Origin of the sequence: Pseudomonas sp. 9AZ (genome assembly GCF_902506525.1) — a bacterium.
Taxonomy (GTDB): Bacteria; Pseudomonadota; Gammaproteobacteria; order Pseudomonadales; family Pseudomonadaceae; genus Aquipseudomonas; species Aquipseudomonas peli.
This window is the reverse complement of the sequence record NZ_LR733840.1, coordinates 4165170-4181437: the sequence shown is the minus strand read 5'-3', so window position 1 is coordinate 4181437 and position 16268 is coordinate 4165170. Positions and strand designations below refer to the sequence as shown.

The 16268-nt window shown below is 62.7% G+C and carries 14 protein-coding genes; 6 read left to right on the top strand and 8 right to left on the bottom strand.

From position 1 onward, the window contains the following. Window positions 1–342: 342 nt before the first annotated feature. Genes ALTER154_RS19410 through ALTER154_RS19400 form a run of 3 tightly spaced genes read right to left on the bottom strand, consistent with a single transcriptional unit; the run spans window position 343 to window position 2244 of the window. Window positions 343–750 carry a PaaI family thioesterase gene (locus ALTER154_RS19410; RefSeq protein WP_160089504.1) on the bottom strand — a complete coding sequence of 136 codons (408 nt, stop codon included), beginning with the start codon at window positions 748–750 and terminating at the stop codon, window positions 343–345. Between the two features lie 28 nt (window positions 751–778). After that, window positions 779–1657: an alpha/beta fold hydrolase gene (locus ALTER154_RS19405; protein ID WP_160089502.1), complete on the bottom strand. Its 879-nt coding sequence runs from the start codon at window positions 1655–1657 to the stop codon at window positions 779–781. Then, complete coding sequence (locus tag ALTER154_RS19400) at window positions 1654–2244, bottom strand: TetR/AcrR family transcriptional regulator (protein ID WP_160089500.1); 591 nt, start codon at window positions 2242–2244, stop codon at window positions 1654–1656. Before ALTER154_RS19400 ends, ALTER154_RS19405 begins: the two co-directional genes overlap by 4 nt. 194 nt (window positions 2245–2438) lie before the next feature. On the opposite strand from ALTER154_RS19400, the gene ALTER154_RS19395 reads away from it, so the two are divergent. The 3 genes from ALTER154_RS19395 (at window position 2439) to ALTER154_RS19385 (ending at window position 5366) form a co-directional block, all read left to right on the top strand. Then, complete coding sequence (locus tag ALTER154_RS19395; RefSeq protein ID WP_090255095.1) at window positions 2439–3035, top strand: LemA family protein; 597 nt, start codon at window positions 2439–2441, stop codon at window positions 3033–3035. 12 nt (window positions 3036–3047) lie between these two features. Beyond that, entirely contained in the window at window positions 3048–4985 is a 1938-nt protein-coding gene (locus ALTER154_RS19390; protein ID WP_160089498.1) for a M48 family metallopeptidase, read from the top strand. A gap of 177 nt (window positions 4986–5162) precedes the next feature. Next, window positions 5163–5366, top strand: coding sequence for a hypothetical protein (locus tag ALTER154_RS19385; RefSeq protein ID WP_160089496.1), 204 nt, complete (start codon window positions 5163–5165; stop codon window positions 5364–5366). Here ALTER154_RS19385 and ALTER154_RS19380 read toward each other — a convergent pair. Next, entirely contained in the window at window positions 5363–6277 is a 915-nt protein-coding gene (locus ALTER154_RS19380; protein ID WP_160089494.1) for a LysR family transcriptional regulator, read from the bottom strand. The genes ALTER154_RS19385 and ALTER154_RS19380 overlap by 4 nt on opposite strands. Before the next feature lie 113 nt (window positions 6278–6390). Between ALTER154_RS19380 and ALTER154_RS19375 the strand changes: the two genes are divergently transcribed. Both ALTER154_RS19375 and speB read left to right on the top strand, forming a co-directional pair. After that, entirely contained in the window at window positions 6391–7470 is a 1080-nt protein-coding gene (locus ALTER154_RS19375; RefSeq protein WP_090255103.1) for a polyamine ABC transporter substrate-binding protein, read from the top strand. Window positions 7471–7480: 10 nt separating this feature from the next. Next, a complete protein-coding gene (speB, locus tag ALTER154_RS19370; RefSeq protein ID WP_160089492.1) occupies window positions 7481–8452 on the top strand; it encodes an agmatinase in 972 nt (323 codons plus the stop codon). Between the two features lie 145 nt (window positions 8453–8597). On the opposite strand, the gene ALTER154_RS19365 is transcribed toward speB, so the two are convergent. From ALTER154_RS19365 to tyrS, 4 genes are all read right to left on the bottom strand, one after another. Beyond that, the gene (locus ALTER154_RS19365; RefSeq protein WP_160089490.1) at window positions 8598–10157 is read right to left on the bottom strand and encodes an acyl CoA:acetate/3-ketoacid CoA transferase; all 1560 of its coding nucleotides are present in this window, start codon (window positions 10155–10157) and stop codon (window positions 8598–8600) included. Between the two features lie 74 nt (window positions 10158–10231). After that, window positions 10232–11632: a GntP family permease gene (locus ALTER154_RS19360; RefSeq protein ID WP_160089488.1), complete on the bottom strand. Its 1401-nt coding sequence runs from the start codon at window positions 11630–11632 to the stop codon at window positions 10232–10234. A gap of 399 nt (window positions 11633–12031) precedes the next feature. Beyond that, window positions 12032–13492 carry a sigma-54-dependent Fis family transcriptional regulator gene (locus ALTER154_RS19355; protein ID WP_160089486.1) on the bottom strand — a complete coding sequence of 487 codons (1461 nt, stop codon included), beginning with the start codon at window positions 13490–13492 and terminating at the stop codon, window positions 12032–12034. A 129-nt stretch (window positions 13493–13621) separates the two neighbouring features. Next, the gene (gene tyrS / locus ALTER154_RS19350; RefSeq protein ID WP_160089484.1) at window positions 13622–14863 is read right to left on the bottom strand and encodes a tyrosine--tRNA ligase; all 1242 of its coding nucleotides are present in this window, start codon (window positions 14861–14863) and stop codon (window positions 13622–13624) included. Window positions 14864–15158: 295 nt separating this feature from the next. Between tyrS and ALTER154_RS19345 the strand changes: the two genes are divergently transcribed. Next, a complete protein-coding gene (locus ALTER154_RS19345) occupies window positions 15159–16238 on the top strand; it encodes a GGDEF domain-containing protein (protein WP_160089482.1) in 1080 nt (359 codons plus the stop codon). The last annotated feature ends 30 nt before the right edge of the window (window positions 16239–16268 follow it).

Here is a 16268-nt window from a genome sequence, read left to right as displayed (position 1 = left end):
CGGGGTCTGTTGTTTTTGTAAGACAAGATCGAGTCTAACAAGACCTGCGTCACAAAATAAAGCCGAGCGTTTGCTCGGTTTTACCCAAGAAGCGGTTGTGTAGGCTATGGCTTACACGGCGTGCTGCAGATCGCCACTATGCCGAGTTCCTCGCGCTGGCTAATCTGCTCCCCGTGGACGTCGCGCAGGAAGCGCACTTTAGCAACAAGGATACGTGGGACAGCTGCCAGGACGGCAAGCAGATCAAGGATGTCAGCAAACAGTCTGCAAAGACCCCGCAATGCGGGGTTTTCTTTTTTATGGCGTTCGCCAAACCGCAGAACCTTTCTCGACCTACCGAAACTATTGCGTGACCACGCTGAATACCGCGCTGGCACGGGCAATCCGCACTGACTCAACCACAACGTAGCAATTGGCAAACGCCAGGCTTTTGCCGACCTTTTGCACATCGGTTTCCAGGGTTATCCAGTCGCCGCGTTTGGCGGTGCCGGCGTAGTCGATGGTCAGGCTGCTGGTGACGATCGGTGTGGGCGGTTCCTGGGCGAAGGCGCTGTTATAGCCCAGTGCTACGTCGGCCAGACTGCTGAGCACGCCGCCATGCACCAGACCGCGAGCGTTGCAGTGTTTCTCTTCGGCCCATAAGCCAATCACCAGGCCCTTATCGGTACGCTGGTTGTATATGGGCCCCAGCAAATCGAGAAAGGGGCTGCTGCGAAACAATCGGGTAAAGCCCTCGGGAACCATGCTCATCAGCGATACCTTCTGTGTTGTGGGTTCGTCAGGCGGCTTGGCGCTGTGCCTGCAACGCAGCGAACCAGTCCAGTGTTTCATCCCACAGCACCTGCGCCGCAGGACGGAAGTAGCCCATATGGCCAATGGAGCCGATGCTGGCGGCTGAATCGATGGTGCGGGCTTTATAGGGCGCGGCGCTGTAAGCCGCCATAAAGGCATCGCGCGAGGCGGGCGGGGCCCACAGGTCATCCAGGGCATTGGCTGCAATGATCGGCGTGCTGACCGTGGCAAAGCGCTCGGCCAGGCCCGGCATCTGCGGGTCCTCGAAGAAGTAGCGCGGGTAGCGGCACCAGCGCTTCCACTGGGTGTAGACCCCCAGCGGCAAATCCTCGCCCATGCCCAGGGTGCTCCAGGCCAGGTAGCCTTTGTAACGGGTCATCAATGGGCCAATCAGGCGCCACATAGTCAGCACGCGCAGCTGCTCGGTCTTGGGCATCCAGCCGTGCCAGCCAGCACCGGTACCGAAGGTGTAGAACCCCTGAACCTGATCATGGTTCGGCAGCAGGCCAAAGGCATGTCCGCCAAAGGAGTGGCCGACCATATACAGCGGTCGTTGTGGGTGGCGGTGTTGGTCGACAGCGGCCGCCAGATCAAGGTGTGCCCAGTCCAGATAATCCATGGCAAAGCCGCGCAGGCTGGCCGGTTTCGATTGACCGATGCCGCGATAATCGAGGGTCAGGGTGCTGTAACCGCGCTGCGCGGCATATTCGGCAAAGCGTCGGTAGAAACCCTGGGGCACGCCGGTGGCGCCGGCAATCACCAGCTGCGCGACCGGTTCCGGGGCGTGATACAGCGTGGCGGTCAGCGGGTAACCGTCGAGTGCTGGCAACTGCACGGTCTCGCTAAGAATGGCTGGGGTATTCATGGACGGACTCCTCCCGGAAGCTGTTCGCGGGTCAGGTTGAACAGGGCAGTGGCGGCGCGTTTGAGCGGCTCGCTGCTGCCGGCCACGCGGGCTTGCAGCAGCCCGCCTTCATACAGCGCGACAAACAGCGCGGCGAGGTTATCGGCCTGTTCGCTGGGGTAACCGTAGGCGTGCAGTTGCTGGCTCAGTGCCTGGCGCACGGCGGTGAAGCTGCGTTGCAGAGCGGCGCGGATTTCTACATCCTCCGGGCCGCTTTCCAGCGCGATGGTGGCCAGCGGGCAGCCACGCTCAAACTGGCTGTTTTCCAGCTGCTGCAGTGCACCTTGTAACCAGTGGTGCATGGCCTTGAGCGGGTCGCTTCGTTGGCTGAAAAGCTGGGCAAACAGGCCGTCGATAGTGCGGCTGATGTGGTCAATCGCGGCCACTGCCAGCTCGCTTTTACCGCCGGGGAAGTGGTGATAGAGGCTGCCCTTGGGCGCGCCGGCAATGTCCAAAAGCTCATTCAGACCAACGCCATGAAGCCCCTTGCGTTGCAAGGCGTCGGCCATGGCGTGAATGAGCTTGTCGCGGGTTGAGATCTTTTTCATGGGCTAAATATATAGACCGGTCGGTCTACTTTGCCAAGGGTTTTCTGCCTCATAACCGGGCGATATGACGAGGCATCACTTGGATTGGTCGCGTGCCTGCCCTGGGTGTGCGACCCGCGTGCAGCGGTGAGCAGTCGCTTCACCGCTTTTCCGCTACCATCGGCGTTCTTTCGCATGCTGATAAGGATTTCCCCATGTCCATTTCCACGCTGATTTTCCTGGCGGTTCTCGCGGCACTGATTTTTTACGTGATTGGTATCTACAACCAGTTGGTGACCCTGCGTAATCGCTTCCAGAACGCCTTTGCGCAGATCGAGGTGCAGCTCAAACGCCGTTATGACCTGATCCCCAATCTGGTGGAAACCGCCAAGGGTTATATGGCGCATGAGCGCGAGACGCTGGAGGCGGTGATTGCTGCGCGCAATAATGCCGTAACCGGGCTCAAGGCAGCGTCCGCGCAGCCGGGCAATGCGCAGAGCATGGCGCAGCTGGGCGGCGCGGAGGGGCTGCTGAACAGTGCGCTGGGGCGCTTGAACGTAACGCTGGAGGCCTACCCGGACCTCAAGGCGTCGGCGAATATGCAGCAGCTCAGTGAAGAGTTGAGCAGCACTGAGAACAAGGTGGCCTTTGCCCGCCAGGCGTTCAACGATGCGGTGATGGCCTACAACACCTACAAGCAGGCATTCCCACCGGTGCTGCTGGCCGCCAGCTTTGGCCACGCCCAGGACGCCAGCCTGTTGGAGTTCGCCGACAGTGCGGCGATTCAGGAAGCGCCGAAGGTGTCGTTCTAAGGATCCCCAGGGATGAACTTCTTCGAGCAACAGGATCGCGCCCGACGTAACAGCGGGCGTTTGCTGGTCCTGATGATACTGGCAGTACTCAGTCTGATCGGCCTGACCAGCTTGGCGTTGGGTGTGGTCTGGCAGGTATTCGGTCCTGACCCACAGTCTCTGGGCATGCTGGATGGTCCGCGCACGTTACTGCCCAGCGGGCCGCAGGTGGCGATGGTCGCCCTGGCCGTAATCGGTGTGGTGCTGCTGGGCAGCCTCTACAAGAGCTTGCAGCTCAGCCGTAGCGGTCAGGCGGTGGCCGAACGGCTGGGTGGGCGTTTGATCAACCTCGCGCCGCAGAGCCTGGAAGAACAGCGCCTGCTGAATGTGGTAGAGGAGATGGCTCTGGCCTCGGGCACCCCGGTGCCGCCGGTGTATGTGCTGGATGATGTGGGGATCAATGCCTTTGCCGCCGGCTTGACGCCGCAGGATGCGGTGATCGGGATTACCCGCGGGGCAATCAGCCTGCTCTCGCGTGAAGAGCTGCAGGGGGTGATTGCCCACGAGTTCAGCCATATTTTCCACGGCGATATGCGCCTCAACACACGCTTGGTCGCAGTGCTGCACGGCATTCTGCTGCTGGGGCTGATCGGTGGGTTTCTGCTGCGCAGCAGCTCCCGTGGCAGTTCGCGTTCCAGCCGCAACAATTCGGCGGCAGCGATCATTGCGGTCGGCGCTACCTTGTGGCTGTTGGGCTATGCCGGGACGTTCTTCGGCAGCTTGATCAAGGCTGCCGTAAGTCGGCAGCGCGAGTTTCTCGCCGATGCTTCGGCCGTGCAGTTCACCCGCAATCCGCAGAGCATTGCCGGAGCGCTGCAGAAGATCGGCGGCAACCAGTATGGCTCGCAATTGCGCGCCGGGCATGCGGCCGAGTTCAGTCATATGTACTTCGCCGCCGGTATCAGCAGGGCGCTGGAGGGCATGCTGGCGACCCATCCGCCACTGGAAGAGCGGATTCGTCGCGTCACGCCGGAGTGGGATGGGCGCTACCCGGATGTCTCGATCCTCAGTCTGCTGCCTACCAATGCCACGGCAGACCAACGTGCTGTGGCCCAGGGCTGGGATCAGGCCCTGACCGGCTTTAGCGCCGCCTCGGCCACGGCGGCCATCGCCAGCATTGGCGAGCCACGTGCGGCCCACCTGCAGCAGGCGCATAAAGTGCTGGATGAGCTGCCCCCAGCGCTGCGTCAGGCGGCGCACCATGGCAGCGGCGCACAGGCCTTACTTTATGGGTTGCTGCTGGCGTCTGCGGCGCCCTTACGTGACCAGCAACTGCAGATGCTCCAGCCACTGCTCAGCGCCGAGCTGATGGAGCATGTGCAGGCGCTGGAACAACCGCTGCGGCAGCTGCCAGGCAACCAGCGGCTGACCCTGCTGGACCTGGCCATGCCGGCGCTCAAGCAGCTGGGCGCCGAGCAGGCTGCTGGGTTGTGTGCGGTGATGGCGCGGCTGATTCGTGCCGATGGCCAGGTTGAGCTGCTGGAATGGACCTTGCTGCGCATCGTCGAGCGCAACTTGGCTCCCAGTCGGCGGCTCAGTGGGCATTTCCACCTGCTGGAAGTGTTGGATGACGCGCAGGTGTTGCTGTCGTTTCTGGCCCATGCCGGCACTGTTCCGACGGATCAGGCGCAAGCAGCGTTGGCAAAGGCGGCGAGCGAATTGCCATACACCGTGCTCAACCTGTTGCCGGCAACGCAGTGCGATCTGAAAGCCCTGGAGGCTGCGCTCAAACGGCTCAACCAGCTGCAGCCCTTGCAGAAGCCGCGTCTGCTCAAGGCCATGGCGCGCTGCATCGAGCATGACGGGCGCATCGAGGTGGCCGAGGCCGAGTTGCTGCGTGCCGTGGCTGACCTGCTGGATTGCCCGATGCCGCCGCTGTTGCACACGACCACCGGGCCGCTGGCGGGTTGACGCCGACGGCTTCACGGTGGAGTCTGAACCGGCAGGCTCCGCGCGGTCATCAACCTGTCACCTCGTGCGCCGATGCTTGAGCCATAGCAACAAGACCTGCCCCTTGGCCGATTGGCCACTTGTTTACTGCCTCCTGACCTCAACCGTCACGCCGGGTTGTCCGGCAAGGAGTCTGTCATGCACCTGCTTCCCCTGACCCACGATCTCTTTGACCCACAGCTGCAACTGGAGGCCGAGCCGCAATCGGCTGATGCATCGCTCTGGCCGTGCCTCGGCGTACCGAGCATCCACCACGACATCAGTCAGACGATTGCTGCGATTGACCGCCTGAGTACGCAGTTGCAACAGGCGTCTGCACGTGAGCACGCGCCTAGGCATTAAGGGCAGGCGGGTGGGCTGACGCCGAATGCCCGCAGCAGGTCCTCGACAAACGCCCGCTGCGCATCGCCGGGGTACTGGCCGCGGTGGCTGGTCAGGTGAAACTGCACATCAAAACCGAGGCTGTCAGCTTCGATTGCCCTCAGGCGCCCACGGACCTGCCAAGGCTCGGCAATATGTTCGGGCAGGTAGCCGATATGCCGCCCGGAGAGGATAAACGCCAGGGCACCATCAACCTGCTCGGTTTGCGCCGAGCTGGTGCTGCTCTGTAACGGCTCGTGCACCTGCACAAAGCGATAAGGGTGCTGGACCCGATCAGCCTGCTGCAGGTCTTCCAGGCGAATCTGCGGGCGATTGAACAGTGTGTGGCCGGCGGCGCAGAACAGCACCTGGCGCTCACGAAACAGCGGCTGATAATCGAGCGCGGTCTGGTTACCAGAGAAATAGCCAATCGCCACGTGTAGCTGGCCCTGCAGCAGGCGGCGTTCCAGCTCGGCCGGCATGGCGGTGAGCAGCTCGATCTGCACCGCCTGGTTGCGCCCGCGAAAGTGGCCAATGGCCTCGGCCACTTGCTCCAGCACACTGGCTGCCAGCCCTTCCGACAGGCCGATGCGCAGCTCGCCCAAGAGCTTGTCGGCCATGCCTTGGGCTTCACCCTTGAAAGTGTCGATGGCGCTGAACAGTTTGCGCGTGGCGCTGAGCACCTGTTCGCCCTTGGGCGTCAGGCGAAAGCCGCCCTTGCCGCGCTCGCACAGGCGAAAACCTAAGCGGGTTTCCAGCTTGGCCATCTGCGTGCTGATAGTCGATTGACCAATCCCCAGTTCGCCTTGGGCGGCACTGAAACCGCCGCACTCCACTACGGTGACGAACAGACGCAGCAGCTGCAGGTCGAGGTCGCGTAACTGGCTGAGCATGACGGCACCTAACATTGATGAATGTCGATGCCAGAGTAGAACACTTCATATTTAAGCTAAGCAAACCGGCAGGCAAGCTGTGCCCAGCTCATCCCTTCACCGAGGTCATTCCCATGCGTCAGGCCCTTGTTCCGCTGCTGCTGTGTTGCGCCTTCGCCGCTCAGGCCGAAGAGAAAGCCCTGAACCTGTACAGCTGGTCCGCCTACCTACCGGAGCAAGCCCTGCAACGCTTCAAGGACGAAACCGGGATCACGGTTAAATACGACATCTTCGACAGTGCCGAAGCCCTGGACAGCAAACTGCTGACTGGCGGCAGCGGTTATGACGTGGTTTTCCCGGCCTCCAGCGGCCTGGCGCGGGCGATTCAGGCCAAAGCTGTGCAACCGCTGGACCGCACGCAACTGCCGCATCTGGAGAACCTCGATCCGGCGCTGCTGAGCAAGCTCGCCAGTGCCGACCCCGGCAACCAGTTCGGCCTGCCGTACACCTGGGGCACGGTTGGTGTGGGCTTTAACCGCCAGGCGTTGGAGCAGCGCTTGCCCGGCGTGCCGCTGAACAGCCTGGATCTGCTGTTCAAGCCCGAGTACGCCAGTAAGCTCAAGGATTGCGGCATCGCGGTGATCGACTCGCCGCAGGAAGTGATCAGCATTGCCCTCAATTACCTCGGCAAAGACCCTTACAGCAGCGAGCGCGCCGATCTCGATGCAGTGGTGCAGCTGCTCACCCAACTGCAACCGAACCTGCGTTACGTCGGCGCCGGCCGGCATATCAATGACCTGGCCAAGGGCGAAATTTGCCTGGCGCTGACCTACAACGGCGACGCCTACATGGCCGCAGCCAACGCCGCTGAGGCCAAGCAGCCGTTCGAGGTGCAGTACCGCATCCCGCGTGAAGGTACGCTGCTGTGGTTCGACACCATGGCCATTCCGGCCGATGCGCCGCACCCCAAGGCCGCCCACGCCTTTATCGATTACATGCTGCGCCCTGAGGCCATCGCCGAGCTGACCAACAACGTGTTTTTCGCCAATGCCAACCAGGCCGCCACGGCGCTGGTCGACCCGGCGATCAGCGGCGATGCCGATATCTACCCCGGTGAAGCGGTGCGTGCGCGGCTGTTTGCCGAGCAATTGATGCCGCTGCGCCAACAGCGTGAGCGCACGCGTATCTGGACCACTTTCCGCAGTCAGTATTGAGGACAAGGCAATGGAAGCATTCAACGGTAATGACCTGGCCTTCACCCGCGACAGCCTCTACGGCACTTTCTCCGAGCCGACCTACGCCGGCGTCACCAGTTTTATGCGCCGGCGTTACAGCCGCGACCTAGCCGGTGTGGATCTGGTGGTCAGCGGCGTGCCCTTCGACACCGCCACCACCAACCGCCCCGGCACCCGCTTCGGTCCGCGGGCGATTCGCGCGGCATCGATCACCAGCGCCTGGGAACGGCATTACCCCTGGGAGTTCGACCCCTTCGACCACCTGGCGGTGATCGACTACGGCGACTGCAATTTCGATCACGCCCTGCCGCACAAAATTCCGGCCGCCATCGAGGCGCACGCTGAGCATATTGTGCAGGCCGGTTGCGCCATGCTCACCCTGGGCGGCGATCACTTCATCAGCTACCCGCTGCTCAAGGCCCATGCGCGTAAACACGGCGCGCTGTCATTGGTGCACTTCGATGCGCACAGCGACACCTGGCCGGATCTCGACGGCAGCGAGCAAGGCGTCAGCCACGGCACCATGTTCTATCACGCCGCTCGCGAAGGGCTGGTCGATCCATCGCGTTCGGTGCAGATCGGCCTGCGTACCACCAATGACGATGTGATGGGCTTTCAGGTGCTGGATGCACGCCAGGTGCACCGCAGCACGCCGGAGCAGATTGCCGCGCAGATCCGCGCGCGGGTCGGTGATAACCCGGTGTACCTGACCTTTGATATCGACTGCCTCGACCCGGCCTTTGCCCCCGGCACCGGCACGCCGGTGTGCGGCGGGCTGAGTACCCATCAGGCGCTGGAAATTCTCCGTGCCCTGCGTGGGATCAATCTGGTTGGCATGGATGTGGTGGAAGTTTCGCCGCCTTACGATCACGCGGAGGTCACCGCTCTGGCCGGGGCCACCGTGGCGATGGAATTGGTGTGTTTGTATGCTGCTCGGCAGAAGTTGGGTGAGCGAGTGTAGGGTGGATAGCGCGGTTTATTTCCACCCTTGGTATTCGTCTCTGTCACCCACGGTGGAACGGTGAGGCGTGATCCACACCTAGGGTGTACAGCAAAATCCGGGCAAAAAAACGGGCCCAGCGGGCCCGTAAACTCACACTCAAATGTTAATCAGCGTTCAGTTGCTCGCTCAGGCCGATCGGCGGCGGCAGAAACAGCCGCGCATCCATCAGTTGCGGCGTGCGCACGATGGGGGTGAAGTCCATGCGGTCGAGGATGTCGCGCTGGATATCCACCCCCGGCGCCACTTCGATCAGCTCCAGGCCGTCCAGGGTCAGGCGGAACACGCAGCGTTCGGTGACATACAGCACCGGCTGGCCGCGCTCGGCAGCCTGGTGGCCGGCGAAGGTGCGGTGCTCGACTTCGGCGACGAACTTGCACAGCTCGCCATCCTTGATGATGCGCAGTTGGCCATCCTCGATGCGGATATCCTGCGGCCCTGCGCTGAAGGTGCCGAGAAACACCACCTGCTTGGCGTTCTGGCTGATATTGATAAATCCACCGGCCCCGGCCAGGCGTGAGCCGAATTTGGACACGTTGAGGTTGCCCGCCGCATCGGCCTGGGCCAGGCCAAGAAAAGCGATATCCAGGCCGCCGCCGTCGTAGAAATCGAACTGATAAGGCTGGTCGAGCAACGCGCTGTGATTGCTCGCCGCGCCAAAATCCAACCCCGATGCGGGGATGCCGCCGATCACGCCGGGCTCGGCGGTCAGGGTCAGGCGCTCGATCACCCCTTCCTCGGCCGCAACACCGGCCACACCTTCCGGCATGCCGATGCCGAGGTTGACTACCGCACCGGCTTTCAGCTCCAGCGCCGCGCGGCGGGCGATCAGCTTGCGCACATCCAGCGGCATGGCCTTCAGGCTGTCCATCGGCACCCGGGTTTCGCCAGCGAAGGCCGGGTTGTAGGCAGTGGCGAAGGTTTGCTGATGATTGGCCGGCTCGGCCAGCACCACGCAGTCGACCAGAATCCCGGGGATCTTCACCTCGCGGGCATTCAACGAACCGCGTTCGACAATGCGCTCGACCTGGGCGATTACCAGCCCGCCCGAGTTGCGTGCGGCCATGGCAATGGCCAGGCTCTCGATGGTCAGCGCCTCGCGCTCGAAGCTCAGGTTGCCATCCGGGTCAGCACTGGTGGCGCGTACCACCGCCACGTGAATGGGAAAGGTCGGGTAGAACAGGTAGTCCTCTCCGTCTATCGGCATCAGCCGCACCAGCTCGGTGGTGGTGCACGCATTGAGCTTGCCGCCGCCGTGCCGTGGGTCGACATAGGTGCCCAAACCAACGCGCGACAGCTGCCCCGGCTTGCCGGCGGCGATATCGCGAAACAGCTGGGAGATCACCCCCTGTGGCAGGTTGTAAGCTTCGATGCGGTTCTCCACCGCCAGCTTCTGCAGCCCCGGCACCAGGCCCCAGTGACCGCCGATCACCCGCCGCACCAGGCCTTCGTGGGCCAAGTGGTTAAGGCCGCGGCCCTTGCCATCGCCTTGGCCGGCGGCATACACCAGGGTCAGGTCGCGCGGTGCCTGTTCAGCGAGAAAGCGCTGCTCCAGCGCGATGGCGATCTGCTCGGCGAAACCGATGCCGACGAAGCCGCCGGTGGCCAGGTTGGCGTTATCCGGGATGCGTGCCACCGCAGCGGCGGCGGTCATGATCTTGCTCATAGCGGGTACTCGAAAGCGATTGAACAACATTGAGTAGAGGCGGCATGGCGCACAGGGGCGCCATGCCAGGCCCGTCAGAAACTACCGAACAGCGTGCCCAGGGTGATGACGACCACCAGCGCCACCATCGGGAACGCCACGGTGTTAACGAAGATAAATTTGTACGACTCACGGTGCGTCAGCTTGCAGATCGCCAGCAGCGATATCACCGCGCCGTTGTGCGGCAGGGTGTCCATGCAGCCAGAGGCCATGGCTGCGACGCGGTGCAGCAGCTCGGGGCTGATGCCGGCGGCATTGGCCATGGTCAGGTACTGCTCGCCGAGGGTTTTCAGCGCAATCGACATGCCGCCGGACGCTGAACCGGTGATGCCGGCGAGGATGTTTACCGCCACGGCTTCGGAGATCAGCGGGTTATCGGAGACGCCCAGCACCAGGTCGCGAATGATCACAAAGCCGGCCAACGAGGCGATCACCGTGCCATAACCCACTTCAGCAGCGGTGTTGAGTATGGGCAGCATGGAGCCGAAGGCGCCGTCGTTGACGCTCTTTTTCAGGTCCATCCAGCGCTGCCAGTGCATGGCGATCAATAGCAGGATGGCCGCGCTCAGGGCGACGATGATCGACCAGATACCGATCAGCGACTTGGCGTCTTGCAGGCCGCCGAACTCCGGCTTGGCCAGGTAGCTGGTGTTGATGCTCGGCAGAATCTGCTTGGCCATCAGGAAGTTCAGGCCGATCACTACAAAGATCGGCAGCAGTGCCAGCCAGAAACCGGGAATCGTGCGCTGGTCCTCGACGACCGATTTGTCGGCCACCGGCTCATCGCGGTGCTCACCGTAGCCTTCGCCCGCCGCCATCAGCTTGCGCGACTGTGCGGTAAGCCACCAGGTGCCGAGGCCGAACATGATCAGCCCGGCGATAACGCCGAGGCCCGGCGCGGCGAAGGCGTCGGTGCCGAAGAACGGGTTGGGGATGGCGTTCTGAATCGCCGGGGTACCGGGCAGCGCGGTCATGGTGAAGGTGAACGAGCCGAGGGCGATGGCACCGGGGATCAGGCGCTTGGGAATGCCCGCTTCACGGAACAGCGCTGCGCCAATCGGGTACACCGCAAACGCCACTACGAACAGCGACACGCCGCCGTAAGTGAGGATGCCGCACGCCAGCACGATGGCCAGGATCGCCCGCTCGCTGCCGACTTTGGAGACGATGCCCTGGGCGATGGCGCGGGCCGATCCCGAGTCATCCATCAACTTGCCGAACAGCGCGCCCAGCAGAAACAGTGGGAAGAACTGAATCACGTAGCCACCCATGGCCTTCATAAACACCTGGGTGTAGGTGGGCAGCAGCAGGCCGATATCGCCCGCAAACAGCAGTGCCAGCAACGCGAGCAGTGGGGCGAGGATCAACACGTTGATGCCGCGGTAGGCGAGGTACATCAACAATGCGAGGGAAATCAGAATACCGAGGGTACCCATGGCTGGTTCCTTTTGTTGTTGTTTTAAGCACCGCTCTATGGCGACGCTGATGAGCTTGCTCGTTAAGTCATGCAGCGAGGCAAAGCGTTGAGCAGACTAGAGCGAAAGCTGTGCCAGGCGGGGCTACGACTTTGGTCTAGGTGGGGAAAGGCTTGTGCTTGATGGGGTGCGTGGTGGTTTAGGCGGTTTGGCGGGTGCGTCGAGGGAGGAGGGCGTGTCTGTTTTTTTGGAATTAGTCCAGATAGCTGGATGATTTAATTGGCTTTAAGTCCAGAATTTTGGACTTGCACACGTGTAGGAGCGGGCCATGCCCGCGATCTCTGGCGGGTTCAAAAGCATCGCGGGCATGGCCCGCTCCTATAGGGAGTTGCGTTCGCGTTAGGCGGGCGCGCGACTGGCTTAGTCGTGTTTACCCAAACCATGCAGCGCCAGCTTGGCATACAGCCCAGCGCGGGAAATACCCAGGCTTTGCGCAGCCTGTTGGCGGTTGCCGGCTGTGGCCTGAAGGGCGTCGATCAGCGCCTGGCGTTCGGCCTGCGCCAGTTGCTCTGCCAGGGTTTGCGCTGCTGTGGTGGCGGGCGGCGGTGCAAGGTTGTGCACTGCGGGCGTCACCGGGTCGACCAACAACGCCCGCACGACTTGCGCATTCAGGTGCCCGTCGACATCCAGTTGCGCGCGCTCCAGCAGGTTGCGCAGCTCGCGCACATTGCCGCGCCAGGGTTGCGCGCTCAGCAGGGCAAGGGCGTCATCGCTGACTTCCAGCGGGGCCTGCGTCGAGCGGTTGGCAATATCGTCGAGCAGATGCTCCAGCAACGCCGGAATATCCTCGCGGCGCTCACGCAGCGGCGGCACGCGCAGGGCCAGCACGTTAAGGCGGTAGTAGAGGTCGTCGCGGAACTGCCCGGCGGCGACCTTGGCTTCCAGATCGATATGTGTCGCTGCTATAACCCGCACATTCAGCGGTTTGACCTGATTGGAGCCGAGCGGCTCGACCTCCTGCTCCTGCAAGACGCGCAGCAGCTTGGCCTGCAACGGCAGCGGTAGGTCGCCGATTTCATCGAGAAACAGTGTGCCGCCGTTGGCCACCTCGAACTTGCCGATACGCGCCTTGCGATCCGCGCCGGTAAAGGCGCCGGGCGCGGTGCCGAACAGTTCGGCCTCGACCAGGGTTTCCGGAATGGCCGCGACGTTGACCGCGACAAATGGCCCGTTGGCCCGTGGCGACAGGTTGTGGATGCCCTGGGCCAGCAGCTCCTTGCCGGTGCCGGTTTCGCCGCGCAGCAGCACCGTGGCGTCCAGTTGTGCGGCGCGGCGGGCTTGGCGTTTGACTTCGCTGGCCGCCGTGCTGGCGCCGATAAACCCAGCAATGGTGTAACGCGCGCGGCGCGCCTTGGCCAATTCGTGCTGGGTGGCGACCAGCTGGCTCTGCAGGGTATTGAATTTGGCCATAAGCGGCTTGAGGTGACGGGCGCGGTCGAACAGCACAAAGCCCAGCGCGCCGACCAGGGTGCCGTCCTCATCGCGCAACGGAATACGGGTGACCACAAAGTGTTCGCTGCCGAAGGCCATCAGGTCGAGCATACTCGGCTGGCCGCTTTCCACCACTTCGCGCAAGCGGCTGGCTGGCAGCACGTCTTCGATCTCTTTGCCGAGCACGCTGCGCGGGTCGCTGATGCCAACCTTTTCGGCGTACTTATCGTTGATCCAGACAATCCGCGCCTGCCGGTTGACCGCGATGGTGCCCTCGCATTGCGCGTTCAGGTGGTCGAACAACAGCGGCATGGCCACGGCGCGGAAGCGCTCGGGCGAAACACCAATGATCAGGCCGTGTTGGTCGAGGTCGTCGCGGGCAATGGCCATGGGCGCAGTACATCCATAATCAGGTGCGGCCGATTATGGGTGGCGCTGCGCGCAGGGGGCAACCGGAGGCGCTATGTGCGTCGCCGGTAAGTGTCGAGCGCCATGTTTGCGATCAGCCGCAGATCTGCGTCACCGCGCCTGCAGCAGGTAATGACGCTTCTTGCCCAGGCTTAGCCGGCGGCCCAGCTGCCAGGCTTGCAACGGCTGGTCCGGGTTGCTCTGGCGTTCGCCATTCAGCAGCAGACCGCCGCCGCTCGCCAGGCGGCGTATTGCACTGCGTGAAGGCTGCAAGTTATGGCGCAGCAGCAGGTCGGTGAGGCTGAGACCGCCGGCCAGATCCTCCGCGCTAACGCTTAGCTGCGGCAGCTCGGCGTCCGTTTCCTGCGCCGTGAACAGCGCCCGGGCAGTGGCTTCGGCGTCGCGTGCGGCCTGCTCGCCATGGGCCAGGGCGGTGGCGGCGTTGGCCAGGATGATTTTCGCCTGGTTCAGCTCGGCGCCTTCGAGAGCGCTCAAGCGCGCTACCTCATCCAGCGGTAGTTCGCTGAACAGGGCGAGAAAGCGCCCCACATCAGCATCGTCGCAATTGCGCCAGAACTGCCAGAAGTCGTACGGCGAGAGCTTGTCGCCATTCAGCCACACCGCGCCGCTGGCGGATTTGCCCATCTTGCGCCCGTCACGGGTGGTGAGCAGCGGCATGGTCAGGCCGAACAGCGGCTGGCAGCCCTGGCGCCGGCCCAGTTCCACGCCATTGATGATATTGGCCCACTGGTCGGCACCACCCAGTTGCAGGGTGCAATTGTACCGGCGCGCCAGCTCGGTGAAGTCGTGGGCCTGCAGCAGGGTGTAGCCGAACTCCTGAAAGCTCAGCGAATGTTCACGCTCCAGGCGGTTGCGCACGGCGTCGAAGGTCAGCAGGCGGTTGATGGAAAAGTGCCGGCCGACCTGGTCGAGAAACTGCAGGTAGCCGATACCGTCCAGCCAGTCGGCGTTGTCCACCACCAGGCCGTCGCTGGGGCCATCGCCCAACTGGATGTAGCGGGCAAAGCAGCCGGTAATCCCGTTGATGTTGTGCTGGATCTGCGCTTCCGTCAGCACTGGCCGGCTGCTGTCGCGAAAGCTCGGGTCGCCGATGCGTGTGGTGGCACCGCCGATCAGCAGGATCGGTTTGTGCCCGGCGTGTTGCAGGTGGCGCATCAGCATCAAGGCTTGCAAATGGCCGACGTGCAGGCTGTCCGCCGTGGCATCGAAACCTAGGTAAAAGGTGATCGGGCCCTGGCTGAGCGCCAGGCGCAGGCCATCGAAGTCGGTGCTCTGGTGGATAAAACCACGGGCAGCGAGCTGGTCGAGCAGATCAAAGGTGTTACTGGGCATAAGTGTCTCCTGGTTAAGGCAAAGGCCTGAGGAGACTGGAGTGAGGGTTTGCTATCCGGGCCGCCTCAGGCGGATCGGACATGCAACAACGCATCTACCGCCTGGTGAGAGGGGGCAGGGCGTAATAAAACGCGGAAATAGGGCAAATGTGCGTGTGCATAGGGCGGCACTTTAAGGGCTTTGGCGGGCAAGTCAACCGCCCGTGATCGGCGGTTCGCACGTTGCCTATCTGGTCAAGTCCCTGGCAGTTGAGGCACAGTGAGCCATCAAACCGCCACCCATGCAGCGCCGGGCCATGTTTTTTCGACCGCGAACCAAACCGGGCAGTGACAGCAACGCCGCCGTCGACGACTTGCAGGACGTCGGTCAGCGTTCGTTGATCCGTATGATCTTTGCCAGTACCGGGTTGACCCTCGGAGTGTTCTGCGCACTGCAATTTATGGCCGGTAACTACCTGTTCGCCAGTTTCGAGTTGGTCGCCACCGCAACGTTACTGTGGGGCGCCTGGCGGATTGTCCGGGTGCGCAACCTATTGCCTTGGATCTACCTTTACCTGGTGCCGACCTTCAGCTTTCTGCTGTACATCATCGTTATCCCCAACGCCTCGAAAACCGCCTTTGTCTGGGTCTACAGCATTCCTGTGCTGTCCTACCTGCTGCTCGGGCTCAAGCGCGGCAGCTTGCTGTCACTGCCTTTTGTGATCGGCGCTTGCCTGCTGTACCTGTACACCTACCCGGTTCAGCGCGATGCCGAAAGCCTCATCGATCTGGGTAACGCCGTGTTTTGCGGTGTGATGATTCTGGTCTTCGTCTACCTCTACGAAGCCCGGCGCGCCACTGCCTACCAAAAGTTGCAGCATATGGCGCGCACCGATGCGCTGACCGGTGTGGCCAGCCGTGGCAGCTTCCAGCAAAGCCTGGAGCAGAGCATCCGCGAGGCGAAACGCAGCCAGGCCAAGCTGGTGCTGGTGGTATTGGATATCGACTATTTCAAGGCGGTGAATGACCAGTACGGCCACGATGCTGGTGATCAAGCGCTGCGGCACATCTGCAACAGCCTCAGCCATCGGCTGCGGTCCACCGATACGCTGGGTCGCCTGGGGGGTGAAGAGTTTGGCCTGCTGCTGCGCAATACCGATGGCCGCGGCGCCGAACCCTTGGTGGAAAACCTGCGTGCGCAACTGTGTAGCCAACCGATGCGTTATGGCAGCCAGGACATTCCCTTGTCCGCCACTTTCGGCCTTGCCGAGTGGCCCGCCGATGGCAGTAGCGCCGAGCAGCTTTACCGCTGCGCCGACCAGCGCCTGTATCGCGGTAAAGAGCAGGGCCGTAACTGCGTGGTTGGTCGGCACAGTGCCGAGCATGCCGGCGAGTAACGTCGTTGCATGGTAATCGGTCATAGCGCC

Bases quoted from the DNA above. Each gene is read 5' to 3' on its own strand.
- ALTER154_RS19400 (WP_160089500.1), bottom strand. From the start codon at position 2,244: ATGAAAAAGATCTCAACCCGCGACAAGCTCATTCACGCCATGGCCGAC.
- ALTER154_RS19405 (WP_160089502.1), bottom strand. From the start codon at position 1,657: ATGAATACCCCAGCCATTCTTAGCGAGACCGTGCAGTTGCCAGCACTC.
- ALTER154_RS19360 (WP_160089488.1), bottom strand. From the start codon at position 11,632: ATGGGTACCCTCGGTATTCTGATTTCCCTCGCATTGTTGATGTACCTC.
- ALTER154_RS19355 (WP_160089486.1), bottom strand. From the start codon at position 13,492: ATGGCCATTGCCCGCGACGACCTCGACCAACACGGCCTGATCATTGGT.
- ALTER154_RS19375 (WP_090255103.1), top strand. From the start codon at position 6,391: ATGCGTCAGGCCCTTGTTCCGCTGCTGCTGTGTTGCGCCTTCGCCGCT.
- ALTER154_RS19385 (WP_160089496.1), top strand. From the start codon at position 5,163: ATGCACCTGCTTCCCCTGACCCACGATCTCTTTGACCCACAGCTGCAA.
- ALTER154_RS19365 (WP_160089490.1), bottom strand. From the start codon at position 10,157: ATGAGCAAGATCATGACCGCCGCCGCTGCGGTGGCACGCATCCCGGAT.
- ALTER154_RS19410 (WP_160089504.1), bottom strand. From the start codon at position 750: ATGAGCATGGTTCCCGAGGGCTTTACCCGATTGTTTCGCAGCAGCCCC.
- ALTER154_RS19395 (WP_090255095.1), top strand. From the start codon at position 2,439: ATGTCCATTTCCACGCTGATTTTCCTGGCGGTTCTCGCGGCACTGATT.
- tyrS (WP_160089484.1), bottom strand. From the start codon at position 14,863: ATGCCCAGTAACACCTTTGATCTGCTCGACCAGCTCGCTGCCCGTGGT.
- ALTER154_RS19345 (WP_160089482.1), top strand. From the start codon at position 15,159: ATGTTTTTTCGACCGCGAACCAAACCGGGCAGTGACAGCAACGCCGCC.
- speB (WP_160089492.1), top strand. From the start codon at position 7,481: ATGGAAGCATTCAACGGTAATGACCTGGCCTTCACCCGCGACAGCCTC.
- ALTER154_RS19390 (WP_160089498.1), top strand. From the start codon at position 3,048: ATGAACTTCTTCGAGCAACAGGATCGCGCCCGACGTAACAGCGGGCGT.
- ALTER154_RS19380 (WP_160089494.1), bottom strand. From the start codon at position 6,277: ATGCTCAGCCAGTTACGCGACCTCGACCTGCAGCTGCTGCGTCTGTTC.